Genomic DNA, 19140 nt, shown 5'->3' with positions numbered 1-19140 from the left:
GTATGGACATTGCACAGTAGACAACCTCAACTCATCCCTCTATTATGCAACGCCAAAAATGCCTACTCTAACCACATCAATAACTTGCTATTAATTAAAGTTCATAGTATATATGTACTAGCGAGTAGAGAGCGGATGATTAGACTCAAGCTAGGTGTGAGGTTGGAGAAAAATGACAAAGCCCTTTATAGGATTGGTTTGCGTTAACTTTCAAGATTAACTAAAAATCTTTATAAACTGCTTAAAACTCTTGTCACATTAGGATTTAAAATTAAATTATCAGGGATTCACCCCAAGACTGAATTAAAGCGTAATATAATGCAGAATCCACTGCATTTACCTTGGGGGAAGCTTTGCGTTTTCAGTTTAAGAAAAAGAAACTCGAAGCACTTTACACAGAAGAAAAAGATGCTCATAAATACCCAGGTGTGGTTGATGACTTTTTTGAAGTCATGGCAATTATTGATGCTGCTGTAGATGAGCGAGACTTATATGCTCAAAAAGGGTTGAGATTTGAAAAACTCAAAGGAAAACGAGGAAAACAAGGACAGCGTTCCTTACGTTTAAATGATCAGTGGCGTTTAATCGTGACAGTGGATGAGGATAATCAAGGTAATTACCTCACAATAATCGACATTGAAGACTACCACTAACTTTCGCTACTCAGGGAAGACAGCAACATGAGCCAGAATCTAGCACCAGCAAGAGTACCAACACCAGGGAAAATTTTAAGTCGAGAATTAGAAGCCCGTGGCTGGACACAAAAAGATTTAGCAGAAATTATGGGTCGTCCAGTTCAAACTATCAACGAAATTATCCGGGGAAGCAAGCAAATTACACCGGAAACAGCTATCGAACTCTCACTTGCATTAGGAACTTCTCCTGAGTTCTGGACGAACTTGGAAGCAAAGTATCGGCTGCATCTAGCAGGTAAAGAAAAAAAGGAGCAAGATATAGCTCGTAAAAGCCGATTATATACAATTGCCCCGATCTCGGAACTAATCAAAAATGGGTGGATTCAATCAACAGATTCGATTAATGAGTTAGAACAGCAAGTTTGTAATTTTTTCGGTATATCTTCTTTAGATGAAACACCTAAATTAGATGTTAATTTTCGTTGTTCCAAGCATCGAGAGCTAGAGTTAACCTCTCAAATAACTTGGGTAAAGCGGGTAGAATATATAGCGAAACAACAAACAGTTGCTAGTTTTGACTGCACAAAACTAGAGGCTGCTATCGCTGAAATTCTAACTTGTAGTGAAAAAGTAGAAAGTATTGTGCGGATTCCTAAATTACTAGCAGATTTAGGCGTACATTTTGTAATTGTGCCGCATTTGAGTAAAACTTACTTAGATGGTGCAGCCTTTTATTTAAATGATAATCCTGTTGTTGCATTGACATTGAGATATGACCGGATTGACTCATTCTGGTTTACCCTGATGCACGAGTTAGCGCATATTGTTTTAGGACATCAAGGAACTTACTTAGATAACTTGGATGCTCTAGAAGAGAATAATGAGGAAACAGAAGCTAATCAAAAAGCGGCTGACTGGTTAATACACTCTCAGACATTAAATGAATTTATTATCAGGAGTAAAAAAGTCTTTTCTCGTAAAGCAATTGAAGATTTTGCTGAGAATCAACACAGACATCCAGGCATAATCCTTGGTCGCTTACATTATGACAAATTAGTTCCCCATAAAAATTTGAGACCGTTACTTGTCAAAGTTAGCCCCCTTTTGAAGAACTGGATTGATAACTAGGGTCGAAATGGATGATTGCAGGCTGATTACATAGAAGACGGTATTGAAGTAGTTTGAGCTTGTATTACTACTTCAAAGTCTATATTTCAAGCTGAAAACTCTTCACCTATGTGTCGTCCATAAATTTTAACTCTTTTGTGCGTGCAAAACTACTGAGCCGCACATCATTAAAACTGCATCCCCGCGTCTTTGCGTATTTCTGACGCTAGGGATTATGCAGCTTCAAGGCAAATTAGCTTATCAGATTTTTCTCCCTCAGCTCCCCCAGCTTCAAAAACTATGGAAAGTCCCTTATGGCACAATCAGCACTGGACAAGGTGAAAGATTTATGACGCGGGTAGTGACGCTATCAGTTGCTCCCTCTTCAGTCAAGCCTAAACCTCGACAGCCCATAATAATTAAATCTGCTTCAATTTCATCGGCGACATCACAGATGGTAAAAGCTGGTTTGCCTTGCCGTTCAATAGTTTCACATTTAATTCCTTGCTGAGAGAATAGATTTTGAGCATTCTCCAGCAGTTTAGCAACTACCTCTGGTGACACCATTGGATCAGCACTAGGCGTCTCTGCGGAGGGTTCTTCCACTACAGACAGTAACACCAAGCGACTACCATACTTTTGGACAACATTGGTAACCACATCAGCAGCTTCCCGTGCTTCTCGACTTTGATCGATAGGAAATAGAACTGTCTTAAACATCTCTCTCACCTCCGTACCCCTGACTCCGGTAAAATCTGGATGGTTCTACTTTTAAAACAATAACAAAAAGGCGATCAGGAGGGTCTGGCTGTGTCCAAAAAAACTTTAGCAAATTTATCTGCAACAGAGGTATCTGGTAAACGTGCGTTAGTACGGGTTGATTTTAATGTGCCTCTGGATGATCAGGGCAACATTACAGACGATACTCGCATTCGCGCTGCTCTACCAACTATCCAAGACTTAACGCAGAAGGGAGCTAAGGTAATTCTAGCAAGCCATTTTGGTCGTCCCAAGGGCGTGGATGACAAATTGCGTTTGACTCCTGTGGCTAAACGGTTGTCTGAATTACTGGGTCAAGAAGTCATTAAGACTGACGACTCTATCGGTGATGAAGTTGCTGCCAAAGTCGGGGCTTTACAAAACGGTCAAGTACTGTTATTAGAAAATGTCCGTTTCTACAAAGAAGAAGAAAAAAATGACCCAGAATTTGCTAAAAAATTGGCAGCCAATGCAGATTTTTATGTAAATGACGCTTTTGGTACTGCACACCGCGCCCATGCTTCTACTGAAGGTGTAACTCAATTTTTGAGTCCTTCTGTGGCTGGATATTTGGTTGAGAAGGAATTGCAATATCTGCAAAACGCGATTGAAAATCCTCAACGTCCTTTGGCGGCTATTATTGGCGGTTCCAAAGTTTCTAGTAAGATTGGCGTAATTGAAACACTGCTGGAGAAGTGCGACAAGCTGATCATCGGCGGTGGGATGATTTTCACCTTTTACAAAGCGCGTGGGTTGAATGTTGGTAAGTCTCTGGTAGAAGAAGACAAGCTAGAACTAGCGAAGTCTTTGGAAGCCAAGGCTAAAGAACGCGGTGTTACTTTCCTGCTGCCTACAGATGTAGTAGTAGCAGATAAGTTTGCCCCTGATGCTAATGCAACAACCGTCAACATTGAAAACATTCCTGATGATGGCATGGGTTTGGATATTGGGCCAGACTCTGTAAAAGTCTTCCAAGACGCGCTTGCAGATTGCAAAGCGGTGATTTGGAATGGGCCAATGGGTGTGTTTGAATTTGATAAGTTTGCGGTAGGTACAGAAGCGATCGCTCATACCCTCGCTGGACTTAGCAAGCAAGGCGCTACCACTATCATCGGCGGTGGCGACTCTGTGGCAGCTGTTGAAAAGGTAGGTTTAGCCGATCAAATGAGCCACATTTCCACTGGCGGTGGCGCTAGCTTGGAATTACTCGAAGGTAAGGTATTGCCTGGTATTGCTGCTTTAGACGATGCGTAATTAACTTACATAATTCCCCGGCTTGTAGAAGTCTGGGGAATTATACGAATTAAGTAGGTCGGCGTAAATAAATATCGTTACGATAAGGCAGGGAGCAGGGAGCAGGGAGCAGGGAGCAGGGAGCAGGGGGAAAAAGAATTTGAGCTTTGTTTATTTTTCTGGCGTTGCATAATTACGGGATAATTTTGGAATTTGCATTAAAAATAATCACCGCGTCTTCCCGTCTTTGCGTCAGCCTCAATCATTCCCTTATTCAGCAACGCCGAATAAATTTATAAAATTTCCCAATCCCCAATCCCCAATCCCCAATCCCCAGCCCCCAATCCCCAGTCCCCAATCCCCAGTCCCCAATCCCCAATCCCCAATCCCCAGTCCCCAATCCCCTTTTAAAAAATCCTAATTCTTAGCTTCTTCATCGTGTTCAACTACTTCAGAAGTAGCTTGCAAAGGCTTAACTACCCGTGCGATCGCTTCTTGCACAAAAGCTTTAATAAATTCGTCCCGGCGATTCATCTGAAACTGACGCTGTACAACCTCTGTCATCCCACCATCACCCCAATCTTGGTCATGACGAAAATACTCAATAAAACTTTTGCCGGCAATCCGCGTTAAATAAGCTGCTGTTACACCTTGAATGGCCCTACCTACAATAAAAGTAGCAGGATTAGTTTGCAAAGCCGCAGAAAGTAACTGAATTGCTCCCTTAACTATGCCCAGACTGGCAATCGTTTTTGCTAAGGAAAGGGCTAACTCTCGTCCCCGTTCCATATTCAATTCACAGCCGTACAATCTACCAATTTCTACGACCATCTGAGCATTGACAGCAGCTGTTGCTAGTAAATCTACAACTGGTAAAGGCGTGACTGAGACCACACCAGCACCAATCCACTGAAACCGCTCGACTATTTTATCTGCTTGACGGCGACGTTGGGAATCGATGAGTTTGCGCGCTTCCTCACCCAATCGTAGAGATTGTAGGAGAATATTATCTGCCACCAAATCTTCACCCTCAGCCCGTAAAATAGCTGCCATCCGCCGCAACAGAGGAACAATATCCGGTTCAGGCTCGAAGGTTTCCCCAGTTTCTAGTTGTGCAGGTTGAGGATTTGCCGCGATCGCCACGACATCATTAGGGGCAATAAATCCCCGCACCCGCTGACGCAATCTTGCTAGGATAGATTCTTTGTTTTCGTCTGTGTATAAGTCAGTTTTGTTGAGGACGAGAAGCGATCGCTTGCCAATTTCTGCCAAACCCCGCAGTGGTTCATATTCTGATCGTCTTAAATCATTATCCACTACAAACAACAGCAAATCTGCTTCCGTTGCCAGTGCCCGTGCTAGTTGTTCTCGTTCTGTTCCCGCCACCCCTGCTTCTAAAATTCCTGGTGTATCCGTAATTAAAATTTTGCGTTCTAATCCCTTCAACCTCAGACAATAAGTTTCACCTACCTGGGTTGTACCCATCGGTGCATCCACTTGACCTACCATGCGTCCCATCACCGCATTTACCAAAGAAGTTTTGCCAGCACTCCCCGTACCAAACACCACTACTTGAATTTCACCCCGTGCTAAAGTAACTTCAATTTCCCGCGAGCGACTTAGTAAAGCTTGCCGTGCTACTTCATCTTGAATTTGTGCAACCTGTTGCCGTACAGCTTGTAGCGTTGAAGAAGCCGCATCAGATTTGGCAGCCGGAATTTGCGCTGGAGTTACACGAGACCGGTTACGGCGGCGCGATCGCTGCTCGCCAGACTGCATCATCACTACATAATAGACAAACGCGGCTATTAAGGCTCCGATGAGGACAATCAGCAGCAACAGCAGAAGATTGCCCAACAAAGGAGAATAGGACAACTGCCAGTAGAGGCGAGACAGGGAATCAATTAGCCACAGGCTAAGACCCAAAATAAGAATGAAACCAACAATCAGCGTTACTATGCGCGATAGAGGCATGGATGGCAAAGATTAGTGGATATTCAGTAGGCAGATGCTTTTAATCTTAATAGTTTCAGTGTTTTTTATCAGAGTAGTCAGCAAGAAGTATAGATCCTTTGGAAGTTGTGGCGTGGGAAATTTACTGCCATAAAGAAAGTACAAGCCAAAGTAGGCTGACCCTAGACTTCGTGCCTGAAGAGCCTTCAGGTAAGTCTTACAAAGAAAAAACTCACAAACAAAACAAAATTATGGGACTTTTCGATCAAATTCTTGGTGCTGTCGCCAATCCTAATCAGCAAGCCAGCTTAGGGCAACTGGGAAGTATTGTAAACACCGTGAATCAACTGAGCGATCGCACTGGGGCAGATCCCTCAACAATACAATCTGTATTGGGTATTGTGGGTAACTATGTGCGTTCTTCTTTACAAGAGAAGCAAGCTACAGGCGGTAGTGAACAAGCCCAAGCTCTGGTAAATCAATATAGCGGCACTTCTGCCAACCCTCAAGCCGTGAACTCTCTGTTTTCGCCTACGATGCAGCAACAGGTTGCTCAGGTTGCTGCCCAGCGCACTGGCTTGGATGCTGGTATGATCCAACAATTGCTGCCTTTACTAGTGCCTGTAGTCCTAAATTTCCTACAATCTGGTGCAAGCGCTCAAAATCCTCAAGCTGGCGGCAATCCTGTACTAAATTCCTTTCTAGATGCTGACAGGGATGGCGATGTCGATATTGCTGATGCTATCAAGTTGGCTAGTCAGTATATCAGACGGTAAGAATTCCAAAATAAAACCCTCACCTTTATTCTTTGCATTAGAAGGTGAGGGTTTTGACAGAGGGGCAGAGGGGAAAGTACAGACGCGATTAATCGCGTCTTATACAATAACTCCCCTGCTCCCCTGCTCCCCTGCACAAGCGCAGGCTTTGAGAGATGTGGTGAGAAATCCGGGCTTATACTCTTGCAGGTAAAGATAACTTTACAGGTTGCTCTAACTTACGACCTTGAATGTTATTAACATCTTCCGCTGCTAACAACTCCCGAATTATAGTGGCTAGGACTTTTTGCAATAAGCGATTGGTAATTTGTTGACCCAAACGTTGTACCCCAGGATTGACTAACAATTGGGCAAGTTGGGGAGCAAGTTGTGTGATGTCAAAGCCACGAGTTTCTCTGAGAATATTCAAGATCCGTTTTATATGCTCCAGAGTTTGTTGTTGTTCAACTGTGGCTGCGGGAGTTTCGTTGATAGCAGTTATTCCTACCTGTTCACGCAGTAAGTAGGTGAAGTTATGCAAAACATTTTTACCTAAAGCATTGATTCCGTTAACAAATTCGTCTACCAGCTTGTCACGAATAAAACCACCTCGTTCGGTAGCAAGAAAATCTACACCTTGATTTACTACTAAATTCAAGTCGTAATCTTCATTGCTTCGAGCATTTCTTAACAGATTTTCTAAGCGATTCCAGCGGAATTTACCATCTTTAAATAGTAAATCTTGCAGTGATGCTCTTAATGCTGGTGCGGGATCGGTTAACAAACGTTTGGCAACGTAGGGATAAGCTTCGCTGAGAACTTTAAAGTTAGGATCTATATAGATAGCAATACCTTCTAAGGTAACCAGCGAGCGAATAATTAAAGCGTAGTAGGGAGGTACACGGAAAGGATACTCATACATCAAAGCCGATAATTCATCGGTGATGCTTTTAATATTCAACTCAGCAACGCTTGCACCTTGGGCATCAGCAAAGACGTTAGCAAATGCTGGGATAATTGGTGTTAAATCTGTGTCCGGCGATAAAAAATCTAGCTTAACGTAGTCTTTGGCCAAGCCTTCAAAGTCACGGTTGACAACGTGAACGATCGCCTCAATTAAACCATAACGCTGAGCTGGCTGAATCTCGCTCATCATTCCAAAGTCGAGATAAGCCAATTTCCCATCCAACGTTGCTAACAAATTGCCTGGGTGGGGATCAGCGTGGAAAAATCCATGTTCTAGCAATTGACGCAGCGAACACTGCACACCCACTTCAATTAAATAACGGGCATCTATGCCCTGAGCTTTAATTTCTGCTGTTTGAGTTAGTTTAATACCGTTAATCCACTCCATCGTCAAAACGCGACGGTTGGTGTATTCCCAATAAATTTTCGGTACGTAGATGTCTTTTATATGACCATACAATTGAAAAAAGCGCTCGGCATTTTCGCCTTCATGGATGTAGTCCATTTCTTCAAAAATGCGATCGCCTAATTCATCAAGAATGCCTACTAAATCACTTCGTATCCGCTTAAATTGTTTCTGTGCCCAACCAGCCAGACGACGTAAGATATATAAATCAATAGTAATGCGCTCTTTTAAGTCAGGGCGCTGGACTTTAACTGCAACTTCTTCACCAGTTTTTAGCTTACCTTTATACACTTGCCCCAAAGAAGCAGCGGCAATTGGTTCGGCTGAAAGTTCTGTGTAGATTTCTGCTGGCGGTGCGCCTAGTTCTTCTTCGATAAATTGGTAGGCAATTTCGTTGGGAAAAGGTGGTAATTGGTCTTGTAGCCTAGTCAGTTCTTCTAAGTATGTGGGAGGAACTAAATCTGGTCTTGTAGACAAAGCTTGCCCAATTTTGATGTACGCAGGCCCCAGTTGCGTCAATAATTCTCTCAGTTGAACAGCACGGCGGCGGTCATTTTTCACTGTAATTCCCCGTCTGCTGTCCCACCACAACCCAAAAGCAAAGGATATAGTTGGCCCTAAGACTGCAAAAATCCGCTTGACAACTTCTAAGCGTCTGTTTTGGTAATGCGCCGCTATCTCCGCCGGATTGTAACGCGTTGGCTCAGGTTCAACTTGCGTCGTCAATGCCCGTTGTTGTTGGGCTGCTATAAGTCTTGGCGATCGCACTACCAAACCTTGTGTACCATTTTCTGGCACTACTTCGGCAACATATACTTCGTCGCCACGGTTGTTGCTAGCGCGATTGTCCTCCTCGATCGGTCGGGAAGTAGGGGGATGTGTTTTAACAATCATGAAGAATGCCACCGGTCGAATTGATCATGTTAAGTATTGTAACAATATGTTTCAAGACAAGCATCCCTAAATTAGGCATGAGCCTGATTTGGCAGATATTTTCTTGACAGCTAGTATATTGAGACAAAATTTTCATTATTAAAAACTATTGAGCCAGGTCAGAGGCAATAAAACAATATATATGCTTCTGCTCGACTAACTCAAAATCAAACTAAACTAGGTTTGCTACACTTAAATGGGCCTGCTACTTCAATAGTAGTGGGTAATGCTGGTTGCTAAAATGTCATGTTTGCTGAACTAAGACGGAAATAAATCTAGCTTGAAACAAAGTGTCAAAAGCCTAAAACACTACGGTTTTTGGATTTGGAATTCCGCATAGCGGTACTAGTGTCCTCTAAGTTGGAAGTATTCGGCATCTGCCCTCATGGAGAACTTGGCTTGATGTTGCTTTGCCTGCGAATTGAAAATTTTGCCCTGATTGACCAACTAGAACTGGAGTTTGGCGCTGGACTGAACGTCTTGACAGGTGAAACCGGCGCTGGAAAATCGATCATTCTAGATGCCATTGATGCTGCACTAGGAGGTAAAGTCTCTAGTCGAGTGATTCGCACTGGAACGAGTCGGGCAATGGTAGAAGCTACTTTTAAATCTAACCCAGCCTTAGTTGCTTGGCTGAACGAACAAGAAATTGATGCAATAGACGAGAGTTCTGTAGTTATAAGTCGGGAAATTGCAGCCACTGCTAGTAATATCCGTAGTAGATCGCGGGTAAATGGCGTGTTGGTAAATCGGCCGATGATGGTGGGATTGCGCGATCGCTTGGTGGAAATTACTGCCCAAGGTCAAACTGTACAAGTAGGACAATCTGCCCAAGTCCGTGACTGGTTGGATTTGCATGGTGGTGAATCTCTCATGCAGCAACGGCAGATTATTGCTAGTGCTTTTAGTACTTACCAACAAGCACATCTAGTATTAGAAAAACGCCGGACATCCGAACGAGAACGTTTGCAACAACTCGACTTGCTCACCTATCAAGTGCAGGAATTAGGAGCAGTCAATCTCAGCGATCCTAATGAACTAGAACAGCTATTGCAAGAACGAGAACGCCTCAATCATGTGGTGGATTTGCAACAGATGAGTTACAAAGTTTATCAAGCTTTGTATCAAAATGATAACGAAGCCCCAGCCGCCGCTGATTTATTGGGAGATAGCGAAGCGACACTCAATGACATGGTGGAATACGATGCTCAACTGCAACCACTGTTGGACTTGGTAAGAGATGCTCAAGCTACATTAATGGAAGTGGCCAGGCAAATTAATGCTTATGGAGAAGATTTAGAAGCTGATCCGCAACGTTTAGAGGAAGTAGAAGAGCGAATTCGGGAATTAAAGCAGATTTGTCGTAAATATGGCCCAACGTTACAAGAAGCGATCGCCTACTACCAGCGTATCCAAAGCGAATTAGCAGAACTTAACGATAGCGAACAATCAATCGAAAAATTAGAACAGCAAGAACAAGCAAGTTTGACAAAGCTGATGCAAGCTTGTAATCAGTTAACTCAATTGCGCCGTCAAGCTGCTAACAAATTAGAATCACGATTGATATCTGAACTCAAGCCCCTAGCGATGGAAAAGGTGCAGTTTACAGTGGAGATTGTACCTACCACCCCAACGGCTACTGGAGCAGACAAAATTACATTTATGTTTAGCCCCAACCCCGGAGAACCACTACAACCTTTATCGGAAATCGCCTCTGGGGGTGAAATGAGCCGCTTTTTGCTGGCGCTGAAAGCTTGTGTTTCTCAAGCCGACGCTGCTGGGACAATGGTATTTGATGAAATTGATGTCGGTGTATCGGGAAGAGTAGCCCAAGCGATCGCCGAAAAATTACATCAGCTAAGTCAAAGTAACCAAGTATTATGTGTTACCCACCAACCTTTAGTTGCTGCTATGGCAGATCGACATTTCCGCGTCGATAAGCAAATTATCAATCAGTCTAAGGGTAATAAAGCGAACAATGGAAACGCCGAACAGAGAACCGTGGTGCGCGTTACTACCTTGGATAATTTAACCACTCGCCGGGAAGAACTAGCGCAATTGGCTGGTGGTAAGTCTGCAACAGACGCGATCGCCTTTGCAGAATCTCTATTATTGCAAGCTGCTAATCATCGGCGTGGAGAAGGGTAATATCTTGTCGGGTTCAAAACTTATCATTAAGACCGCAAGGGAGCAGGTTTTTTCATGACTAATCAGCCGGACATGATATCAAGAACTGATACACGTAGTTTAGGGTATATAGTGATCGCATAATGCAGTACCACCAAAGTATTGGTGCGCCACAGCAAGCTAGAAGCATCATACAAGATTAAAGGCTCGTATTTTAATTTATTTACATTCCTTAGCTTCAAAATTAACCTCAAACCTACCTTTTGGTAGAGATAATAAATTTGCGTAACGGATAAATTTATCACTAAACCCATATATCCAAGCCAGTGTCCTCCGACAATCTCCCTTATCGGAGGTTTCTCTTGTACCTAAATTAATATTTGATTAGTGCAGATTTGTATCTGGCTGTTGAGCGCAGCAAAGATGCGATCGCCTACCTATAAATTCAACACTTTTCATATCAAAGTCAATCAAAGCTCTATCAAGGATATTAATCAATGAGAGCACTGTTGCTTTACCCACAGTTTCCCCAGTCTTTTTGGTCTTACGATCGCTTTATGGAAATCGCTGGGCTAAAGGCGGTTATTCCACCACTGGGAATTATTACAGTCGCCGCACTTCTACCCAAAGATTGGGAAATTCGATTTTACGATCGTAACGTCAAACTAGAAACTGAGGCTGATTGGGAGTGGTGCGATCTGGTGATCATCTCAGCGATGTTGGTGCAAAAACCTGATTTCCACGCCTTAATTCAAAAAGCAGTCCGATTAGGTAAAAAAGTTGCAGTGGGTGGGCCCTACCCTACATCCGTCCCCCAAGATGCCCTTGATTCTGGGGCGCATTACCTAATTTTGGATGAAGGCGAGATGACAGTTCCGCAATTTTTAGAAGCCTTCAGCCAAGGACAAGAGCAAGGAATCTTTCGCTCTTTAGAAAAACCGGATGTCACTCAAAGCCCCATGCCTCGCTTTGACTTGCTGAAGCGAGATGCTTACTTGATGATGGCTATGCAGTTTTCTCGCGGTTGCCCATTTAACTGTGAATTTTGTGACATCATTACCCTTTATGGGCGGAAACCTCGTACCAAAGAACCAAGCCAGGCGATCGCAGAGTTACAAGCTCTTTATGATTTAGGTTGGCGAGGGTCACTTTTCATTGTTGATGACAACTTTATTGGCAATCAACGTAACGTCAAGCGATTCCTTAGAGAATTGATTCCTTGGGTGAAGCAGCACAATTACCCTTTCACCTTCATCACTGAAGCTTCTGTAAACTTGGCAGAAGACGATGAATTATTACAGCTAATGAGTCAAGCAGGCTTTTATGCTGTCTTTCTCGGCATTGAAACCCCAGACCAAGATAGCCTGCAAGTAACAAACAAATTGCAAAATACTCGCAACCCCCTCATCGAAGCCTGTCGCAAAATCAATGATGCAGGAATGCTGATATATGCAGGATTTATCCTTGGTTTTGATGGCGAACGCACAGGTGCAGGAGAACGGATTCAAGCTTTTGTAGAACAAACGAGTATTCCGCAACCGATGTTAGGCATCCTTCAAGCTTTGCCTAATACTGCTTTATGGAACCGCCTGCAAAAAGAGCAGCGTTTAGTAAAGGGTATTGGCGTGACTGAGGTAGGAGACCAAAATTCTTTGATGAATTTCGTCCCCACCCGTCCTTTAGCTGAAATTGCTAGAGAATATGCCGAAGGTTTCTGGACATTGTATGAACCTCAAAACTATCTCAAACGCTGTTTTCAGCAGTGTCTCAGTATTGGCTCACTGGCAGAGCGAAAACAAACTATGCAATTTTCTCCAGGTAAAGGGTTGCGGCTGGTTGCTCAGTTAATCTGGCTCCAAGGTTTACGCAGACCTGAAATTCGGGTACAGTTCTGGCGACAACTGTGGACGATTCTGCGAACAAAGCCGCAAGTTCTCAATATGTATTTAGGTCTATGCGCCGCAGGAGAGCATTTTTGGGAGTACCGTGCTTTAGCCAGGGAACGGATTACTCAGCAACTAGGCTATGATCCACTGTCAGCCTCGACATTATCCGAGCCAGAACGAATGCTTGTCAGGTCTTGAGTTTTTAGCAAATACTGATTAATTAGTTGATTTTACGGTGGTAGGACTTACGCACCCAAGCCTCTCCCCTTGTTGGCTACGGTGTACACACAAGTCTTTGAAAGTTGCCCCACAGTCTTTTGATCCCCCCAACCCCCCTTAAAAAGGGGGGCTAAAATCCCTTAAAGTCCTCCAATTTATCGGAGGATAATGATGGATCTACAATGATTTCGGTTTAGTACAGAGATGTGTGTACACCGTAGCCTTGTTGGGGAGAGGTTCATCGAATTCACGTATTTTTAACTTGGTATCCAAGCATAAATCATTTTAGAAATGGCTCTAAACCAACCGAATTCAGCAAATTTGTCCAGTCCGTCGCTAGAGTTGTATCTTGAGGTTTGGCAAGACGTAATTCAGCCAGGGTAGTCAGGGCATCGTACCAAATACCATTCTCAGCATAAAGCCCTACCCGTTGTTGGGGAGTCGCTTGCTTGAGGCTGTTTGCTAATCTAGGATTCGGATTAACTCGTTGCACCCATCCTTCTACATATTCCTGATATTCTCGTTGTACAGGTTGTTGTGAGTCACAAATGCCTTTCATCTTGAAATACCAGTGGTACATCTTGCCTGCTTGTAATGGCGAAGTAGTTGCTGGTAAACCGACGCTAACAATTCCTGGTATTTCTGGTGCTTTTACTGTTGTTCGGTATAGAGTTTGGCTTGGTTTAATAGACTCATCTTTCAAAACAAATTCAATAGTATTAATTTGAGATTTGTTATAAGGTAAAAAAAACCAAAATGTTGGATGTTCGCTAACTGTTAAGCCCCAAACTTTGTTGACAGTAACTACTTCTGTTTGACCTTGCTTCAGTGTCTGTTCATAGACAGGTACGAGTGCAATGACAGACTGATTGCCAACACTACAACTGCGACTTGCTGCACCTCCGCGATCGCCAACTGCGCCCCTGTCTGGTGGTGGCGGTGGTGGTGAAAATTTGAGCGGGGTGGCAGAAACTGGTGTCATCCAAATAGTAGCATAACAAGTGATTATTCCTAATAAAGCTATCCTTAATGCAGTAGTTAATTGTACTTTTTGCCAATAGCTTTTCATAAAGAGTTATTAATTTTTAATGCTATTAATTTAGTGTCTATTTTTTGGGTAATAGAGTGAAGTAGGCGACTAAACTTATACTACTCCCTGCCAACGCTAGGGCAGCAGGAACTAGGGGAACCCAACAGCTAGATGTAATGAAAATTATTAAGCAACTACTGTATAAAACTGTCATAGCTATTCCACCTGCCAAGCCCAAGTAAGCGAGTCGGTGCAGATAAGCCGCAAGCAACCCACCCAGAAAAGACCAGCCCCCAATCCAAATCCCCTCACCCCATATAGACCAACTCCACAATAGAGACCGCCCGTCTAATGCTGCACTCAGCAGTTGACTGACCATCTGTGCTTGTAAAAAGACTCCTGGTATTACCCGTGGGTTCCCTTGGGAATTGGTGTAGGGGGTCGCCCAGTAATCACGAAAACTTTCTGCTGTTGTGCCAATAATAACTATTCGGTCTTTAACTGCATTGGCATTTAGCTGACCTGCTAGCGCTTGTCTTAAGGTAATATGTGGTGCGATCGCCTCTGGAGAGGGAGAGGAGCGATAATTCAATAAGATTTGATGTCCGAAAGCGTCAATTCTTTGATAGCCTGCGGTGTGAGCTTCTATCGGTTTAAATGTGATTTTCCCTAATTGCCACGCCCCATCTGGGGGAAATTGCAGCTTAATTCCTTTAGTATATAGATAACGCAGTGCTAGTTGGACACTTAGGGCATAGGATGTACTACAAGCAGATGAGGGTGGGGGCGTTAATGCCAATAGCTGACGACGCACGACATTATCTGAATCTAGGGTAATGTCACTAAAACCCAGACTGTCTGGAGAAACCTCCGGTGGTGGTTTAATGCCTGGTTTTCTTGCTTGAGGATCGCTAACTTGACACACAGCCACGAAGTGATCGCTTTGGCGCATTCGTTTCGCTAACTCTGGATAATCTTTCTGTACTGGATAATCTCGGTATATATCCAAACCAATAGCTTGTGGTTGATATGCCTCTAATTTTTCTAATAACTTAGCAAGTGCTTGGTCTGATAAAGAACCTCGTCGGTCTGCTGGTTGAGCTTGCACATCTTCTTCTGTAACAGTAATTACTAGTAGGCGAGAATCTGGTTTTTCCTGGGGACGCAGACGCAGCAGATGGTCAAACGCGGCTAATTCCAATGATTGCAATAAACCTAAATACCGCACTCCCATTACTAGACCTGTTACTACTATGCTGACGAATACTATTGCAGAGATAAATCGCTTATTTGTGCCTCTAGTTGATGGAATTTTTGGTAAAGATGGCGTTTGGCTAAGATGCCCCTTACTGCTATTACTTAAGTATAATTCTTGCCATAATAGAGGTATTTCCGCAGGATTTTGGTAGATAACAGGCAACCATGTAGCACAGGGAAATTGTTTTTCTACTCCTTGCAGTCGTTCTCGTGCTTCCCGCACTGCTGTGTATAAGGATTTACCATAGGTAAAGGCTTGCAAAAAATACTTTAAAAACTCTTGGGCAACGCGATCGGGGACTGGTTCGCGCATTACAACCATTTGGGGAATCTGTAAATCTGCAAATTCTTGCGCTAACCCCAAACCATCACAAGAGTTAAAAATTGCCAGTTGTAGGCCTCGTTCTACTGCTTTCTTGAGGGCATATTTCAACTCATTAATAGACAAACTTTCAGTTTGATTAATATAAATTATTCCGGTTTCACCGCTTTCTTGACTAGAACTATGTCCGGCAAAAAATAAAATCTGCCAGTCTTGCTCCCATAGCTGGTCGGTGAGGTCTTTGCATTCCGGCTCAACTAGGAAGGTAATATCTGCATTCGGTAATTTTTCGAGGAGTTTTCGGTCTGTTTGCGTGTCAATTCCCTGACTATTACCCAAAATTGCCAGGATTTTTACTTCTGATTTAATGAGTGAGTTGTGGCTGACTTGCTCATAGCTAGGCGCACTTAAAGCCATTTCCGCTTTTGGATAACGTTCTAGCAAATCCCAAAGATGCCAAGGTAATTTTTGCAGTCCCAGGTCTTTAGTTTGTAATAGCAAGCGGATATTATCCTCTGCTTGGAGTTTTTCTAGCCATTTTTCACGAATTGGACGAAAGGGTTCAGAAGCAAGCCAAGTATTAAAGTGTACTTTTAATACTGTTGCTGCTTGCTGACAGTCTTCCGGCATAAAGGTTTGTGTGAGCTTGCGTAGACCAATGGGACGACCAGGTAACTTAAGGCTACGATAAATAAATTGCCAATGTTGGTAGTGACGGAGAATTTCAGGGTTTGGCGGTAGCTCTCCAGTAATTTCCACATTTTGACGGGCATTTTCATCACCAATTTGCAGCGTGACCGAAAAACCTTGTTCAAAGCTACCGGCTCCAAACTTTAAGATGACTAACTTGCCCATGACTAGTTACCAAACGCCACAAGTAGCACTAGAAATAGACGAACCATTAGCTGCAATAGTTGGTGCTTGCGCTACCAAAGTTACATTACCTTTATTATCGAAAATCCAGCTTTGTGCCTCAACTATCTGATCAGGGGGAGGAACAGGGGTTATATTGCTGGCTTGTGGTTGCGTCTGTGTATCTAGTTTAATCCATCGGGCGATCGCTACTTCCCCTTGTAACGGTTCCATGGGACTGCGGGCAATTCCTCCCCGTCCAGTAATAGTGAAGGAACTACGGCTGGCGACACTTCCAGGGTTGCAGCTAGAGACAATTTGTTGTGATGCATCTGTCAAATTTTCAGGTAACTGTACCAAGCCACGGCTAGGGTCAACATCAGGTGTATTAATTGTGATGGAACCTGTTAAGCCAAACTCCGAGCTAGCATCAATATCATTTGTAGTGTTGGCGGGAGTTGACCTGCGTTCAGCTACACTAAATATACTACGGGCAGTAATATCGATTTTGCCACCTTGCCCTTGAAACGCATTGGCAACAATATCATTATTTTGATTGGGGACTGCCACAATAAAGCCATCAGGCGCGTCAATTATAATATTACCGCCGTTGGCATTATTGAAGGCTTCAGCAGAAATCAAACTTTGATTTTGCAGCGTTAATAGTTGTAGATTTTCCAGGCTGATATTTGCACCTTCACCCGCATTGGTTTCTGCGGTGAGTTTACCTTGGTTGAGGCGGATGGTATTGGCATTGGCAGTTAAATTACCTGCTGCACCACTACCTGTGGCACTGACAGTTACTTCTCCCCCGTCACGCACATTTAAAATTGGGGTGTTGATAATCAAGTTTCCGGCTTTACCAGCTGCTTCACTGGAAGTAGACAAAGCACTAGCGAAAGCCTCTGAATTAATACTTCCTGAGCCTGTAATTTCTACAAACTCGTCTGAGTTGACAATTAATTCTCCTCCCGAACCTTCACCAAAAGACCTTGCTCTTACTTCTCCGCCATTACGAAGAATTAATTTTCTAACATTGAGGGTGGCAGTTCCTCCTTTTTGGAGACCGAAATTGTTAGCTGATATTTCAGCGTTATTCTCAACTATTAGTTGTTCGGTCGTAATCTTTAATTCTCCTGCATCACGGGTTGCTCCTGGCTCTGCGGAGGCAAAAATGCCACTTCTGCGAATATTTCGAGTCGCTGTTTTGGCAGCGCCACTTAATATTATCGAGTTAGAGGCATTAATGGTTAAATTTCCACCCTTACCTCCAGTTCGACCAGCAGCAGAAATCTGCCCTCCATCTAATATTGTTAAACGCGGGGTTTCTATTGTCAGGTTGCCAGCATCACCTGCAATATCCGGGGCATAGATTCCAACTTGAGCAAAAATACCACTAGGAATCTGATCGTCTGGACTTGAGCCTATAATTTCAATGAAGTCAAAAGCTTTTATTTGTACATTTCCTGCTTTACCTGCACCGAAAGTTGAAGCATCAATAATTGCTCCGTCTCTAAGGAAAAGTTTTTCTGCTTCAACAATTAAGTTTCCACCATTACCAGTAACGTTTTCACAATTAGTTAAAAATGTGCAAACTTGTGAACCTAAACCGCTAGGATATATACCATCTGGTGTTGTTCCTTGTATGTCAATTTCTGAAGCTTTTACCAATACATCTCCGGCTTGACCTGTACCCTCAGCGAAAGTACCGATAAATGAACCTCCACTTAATTTTAAAGAATCAGTTGCGTTGATGATTAAATTTTGTCCTGTGCTTTCTAGGAAGGAATAATAAAATACCTGCGAATTATCTATAAGAGTGATATTTTGACCCTGTATCTGAACAGTACCGCCACTATCACCGCTGGTATCAACAACTGCACCTCCAGAGAGTTGAATATCTCCAAAATTTTGAATATCTGTGTATCCTAAAATATAGTTTTGATTAATTTCATTTAAACTGACAAAGCTATTGGGAGCAACACTACCTAGTTCTACTCTGCCGTCAGATGCTGTTAAATTCCCACCCTCAAGCAATAGAGAATTGCTCACTAATGCTAAAGTTTTACCACTTTCCACTCTTAGTCCTACTGGTAAACCTGCACTATTAACTGCATTATCAGGACTTGCTTGAGATTGATTAATAATTGCTCCAGAATTTGCCCCAAATTGTAGACCAATCGGTACGTTAATTGTTAATAATGGTGTAGTTGCAGTGTCAACTGCACTAAATTCTTTACCATCGGGAAACTTTAGGCTAGTTGCTGTACTTGCTATAAAAGAACCGCCTATATCTAGGCTAGCATTCTGACCAAAGACAATGCCCGCAGGATTAATTATAAAAAGATTGGCAGTACCATTGGCTTTGATAATACCATCAATATTTGAAGGTAAACCACCCGTTACCCTAGTAATAATATTTTTAACTGCTAAATCGTTATTAAAATAAGCAGTATTTCCTGTAGTCTCAGGAGTAAGATTAGAAAAGGAGAAATCTTTAAAGCTATGCAATAAGTTTTCTCCTTGTAATGTACCTCCATCAATCACCTTAACAGTACCTTGAGACGTGACTGTGGAGTTAACTGGAAGTGTGGTGTCTGGTGTAATATCTGCATTTACTGGGTTGGAGACTAACAACCAACACAATACACTTCCGTGGAAAATTCCTAGTCGGAAAGTAAATGGTTGCATAGGTTGTAG

At 43.0% G+C, this 19140-nt stretch carries 13 protein-coding genes; 7 read left to right on the top strand and 6 right to left on the bottom strand.

Annotated features, from left to right (window positions below; all coding sequences use genetic code 11):
• The 3 genes from AC5JL8_RS29230 to AC5JL8_RS29220 form a co-directional block, all read left to right on the top strand.
• Nucleotides 1–207: hypothetical protein (locus tag AC5JL8_RS29230; protein WP_495883183.1), on the top strand; the 207-nt coding region annotated here is incomplete at its 5' end.
• Nucleotides 208–353: 146 nt separating this feature from the next.
• A complete protein-coding gene (locus AC5JL8_RS29225; RefSeq protein ID WP_495883182.1) occupies nucleotides 354–653 on the top strand; it encodes a type II toxin-antitoxin system RelE/ParE family toxin in 300 nt (99 codons plus the stop codon).
• Nucleotides 654–680: 27 nt separating this feature from the next.
• The gene (locus tag AC5JL8_RS29220) at nucleotides 681–1763 is read left to right on the top strand and encodes a HigA family addiction module antitoxin (protein WP_495883181.1); all 1083 of its coding nucleotides are present in this window, start codon (nucleotides 681–683) and stop codon (nucleotides 1761–1763) included.
• Between the two features lie 291 nt (nucleotides 1764–2054).
• Here AC5JL8_RS29220 and AC5JL8_RS29215 read toward each other — a convergent pair whose 3' ends face one another.
• Nucleotides 2055–2462: a universal stress protein gene (locus AC5JL8_RS29215; protein WP_495883180.1), complete on the bottom strand. Its 408-nt coding sequence runs from the start codon at nucleotides 2460–2462 to the stop codon at nucleotides 2055–2057.
• Between the two features lie 90 nt (nucleotides 2463–2552).
• On the opposite strand from AC5JL8_RS29215, the gene AC5JL8_RS29210 reads away from it, so the two are divergent.
• Nucleotides 2553–3755, top strand: coding sequence for a phosphoglycerate kinase (locus AC5JL8_RS29210; RefSeq protein ID WP_495883179.1), 1203 nt, complete (start codon nucleotides 2553–2555; stop codon nucleotides 3753–3755).
• Nucleotides 3756–4151: 396 nt separating this feature from the next.
• Here the strand turns inward: AC5JL8_RS29210 and AC5JL8_RS29205 are convergent, their stop codons facing one another.
• Nucleotides 4152–5708: a YcjF family protein gene (locus AC5JL8_RS29205; protein WP_495883178.1), complete on the bottom strand. Its 1557-nt coding sequence runs from the start codon at nucleotides 5706–5708 to the stop codon at nucleotides 4152–4154.
• Nucleotides 5709–5938: 230 nt separating this feature from the next.
• Between AC5JL8_RS29205 and AC5JL8_RS29200 the strand changes: the two genes are divergently transcribed.
• Complete coding sequence (locus AC5JL8_RS29200) at nucleotides 5939–6463, top strand: DUF937 domain-containing protein (protein WP_495883177.1); 525 nt, start codon at nucleotides 5939–5941, stop codon at nucleotides 6461–6463.
• A gap of 175 nt (nucleotides 6464–6638) precedes the next feature.
• Here the strand turns inward: AC5JL8_RS29200 and AC5JL8_RS29195 are convergent, their stop codons facing one another.
• On the bottom strand, nucleotides 6639–8708 hold the full coding sequence (locus AC5JL8_RS29195; protein ID WP_495883176.1) for an ABC1 kinase family protein: 2070 nt from the start codon (nucleotides 8706–8708) through the stop codon (nucleotides 6639–6641).
• 441 nt (nucleotides 8709–9149) lie between these two features.
• Between AC5JL8_RS29195 and recN the strand changes: the two genes are divergently transcribed.
• A complete protein-coding gene (gene recN / locus AC5JL8_RS29190; RefSeq protein WP_495883186.1) occupies nucleotides 9150–10895 on the top strand; it encodes a DNA repair protein RecN in 1746 nt (581 codons plus the stop codon).
• Between the two features lie 476 nt (nucleotides 10896–11371).
• Entirely contained in the window at nucleotides 11372–12958 is a 1587-nt protein-coding gene (locus AC5JL8_RS29185; RefSeq protein WP_495883175.1) for a B12-binding domain-containing radical SAM protein, read from the top strand.
• Nucleotides 12959–13259: 301 nt separating this feature from the next.
• Here AC5JL8_RS29185 and AC5JL8_RS29180 read toward each other — a convergent pair whose 3' ends face one another.
• Genes AC5JL8_RS29180 through AC5JL8_RS29170 form a run of 3 tightly spaced genes read right to left on the bottom strand, consistent with a single transcriptional unit; the run spans nucleotide 13260 to nucleotide 19131 of the window.
• Entirely contained in the window at nucleotides 13260–14048 is a 789-nt protein-coding gene (locus AC5JL8_RS29180; protein ID WP_495883174.1) for a DUF928 domain-containing protein, read from the bottom strand.
• A 37-nt stretch (nucleotides 14049–14085) separates the two neighbouring features.
• The gene (locus tag AC5JL8_RS29175; protein ID WP_495883173.1) at nucleotides 14086–16443 is read right to left on the bottom strand and encodes a CHASE2 domain-containing protein; all 2358 of its coding nucleotides are present in this window, start codon (nucleotides 16441–16443) and stop codon (nucleotides 14086–14088) included.
• A gap of 6 nt (nucleotides 16444–16449) precedes the next feature.
• Nucleotides 16450–19131, bottom strand: coding sequence for a two-partner secretion domain-containing protein (locus AC5JL8_RS29170; RefSeq protein WP_495883172.1), 2682 nt, complete (start codon nucleotides 19129–19131; stop codon nucleotides 16450–16452).
• Nucleotides 19132–19140 lie beyond the last annotated feature (9 nt).

The sequence above is a fragment of the Mojavia sp. genome, assembly GCF_059505145.1.
Note: the sequence above shows the minus strand (reverse complement) of the source record. Positions and strands in the feature narration are given on the sequence as shown.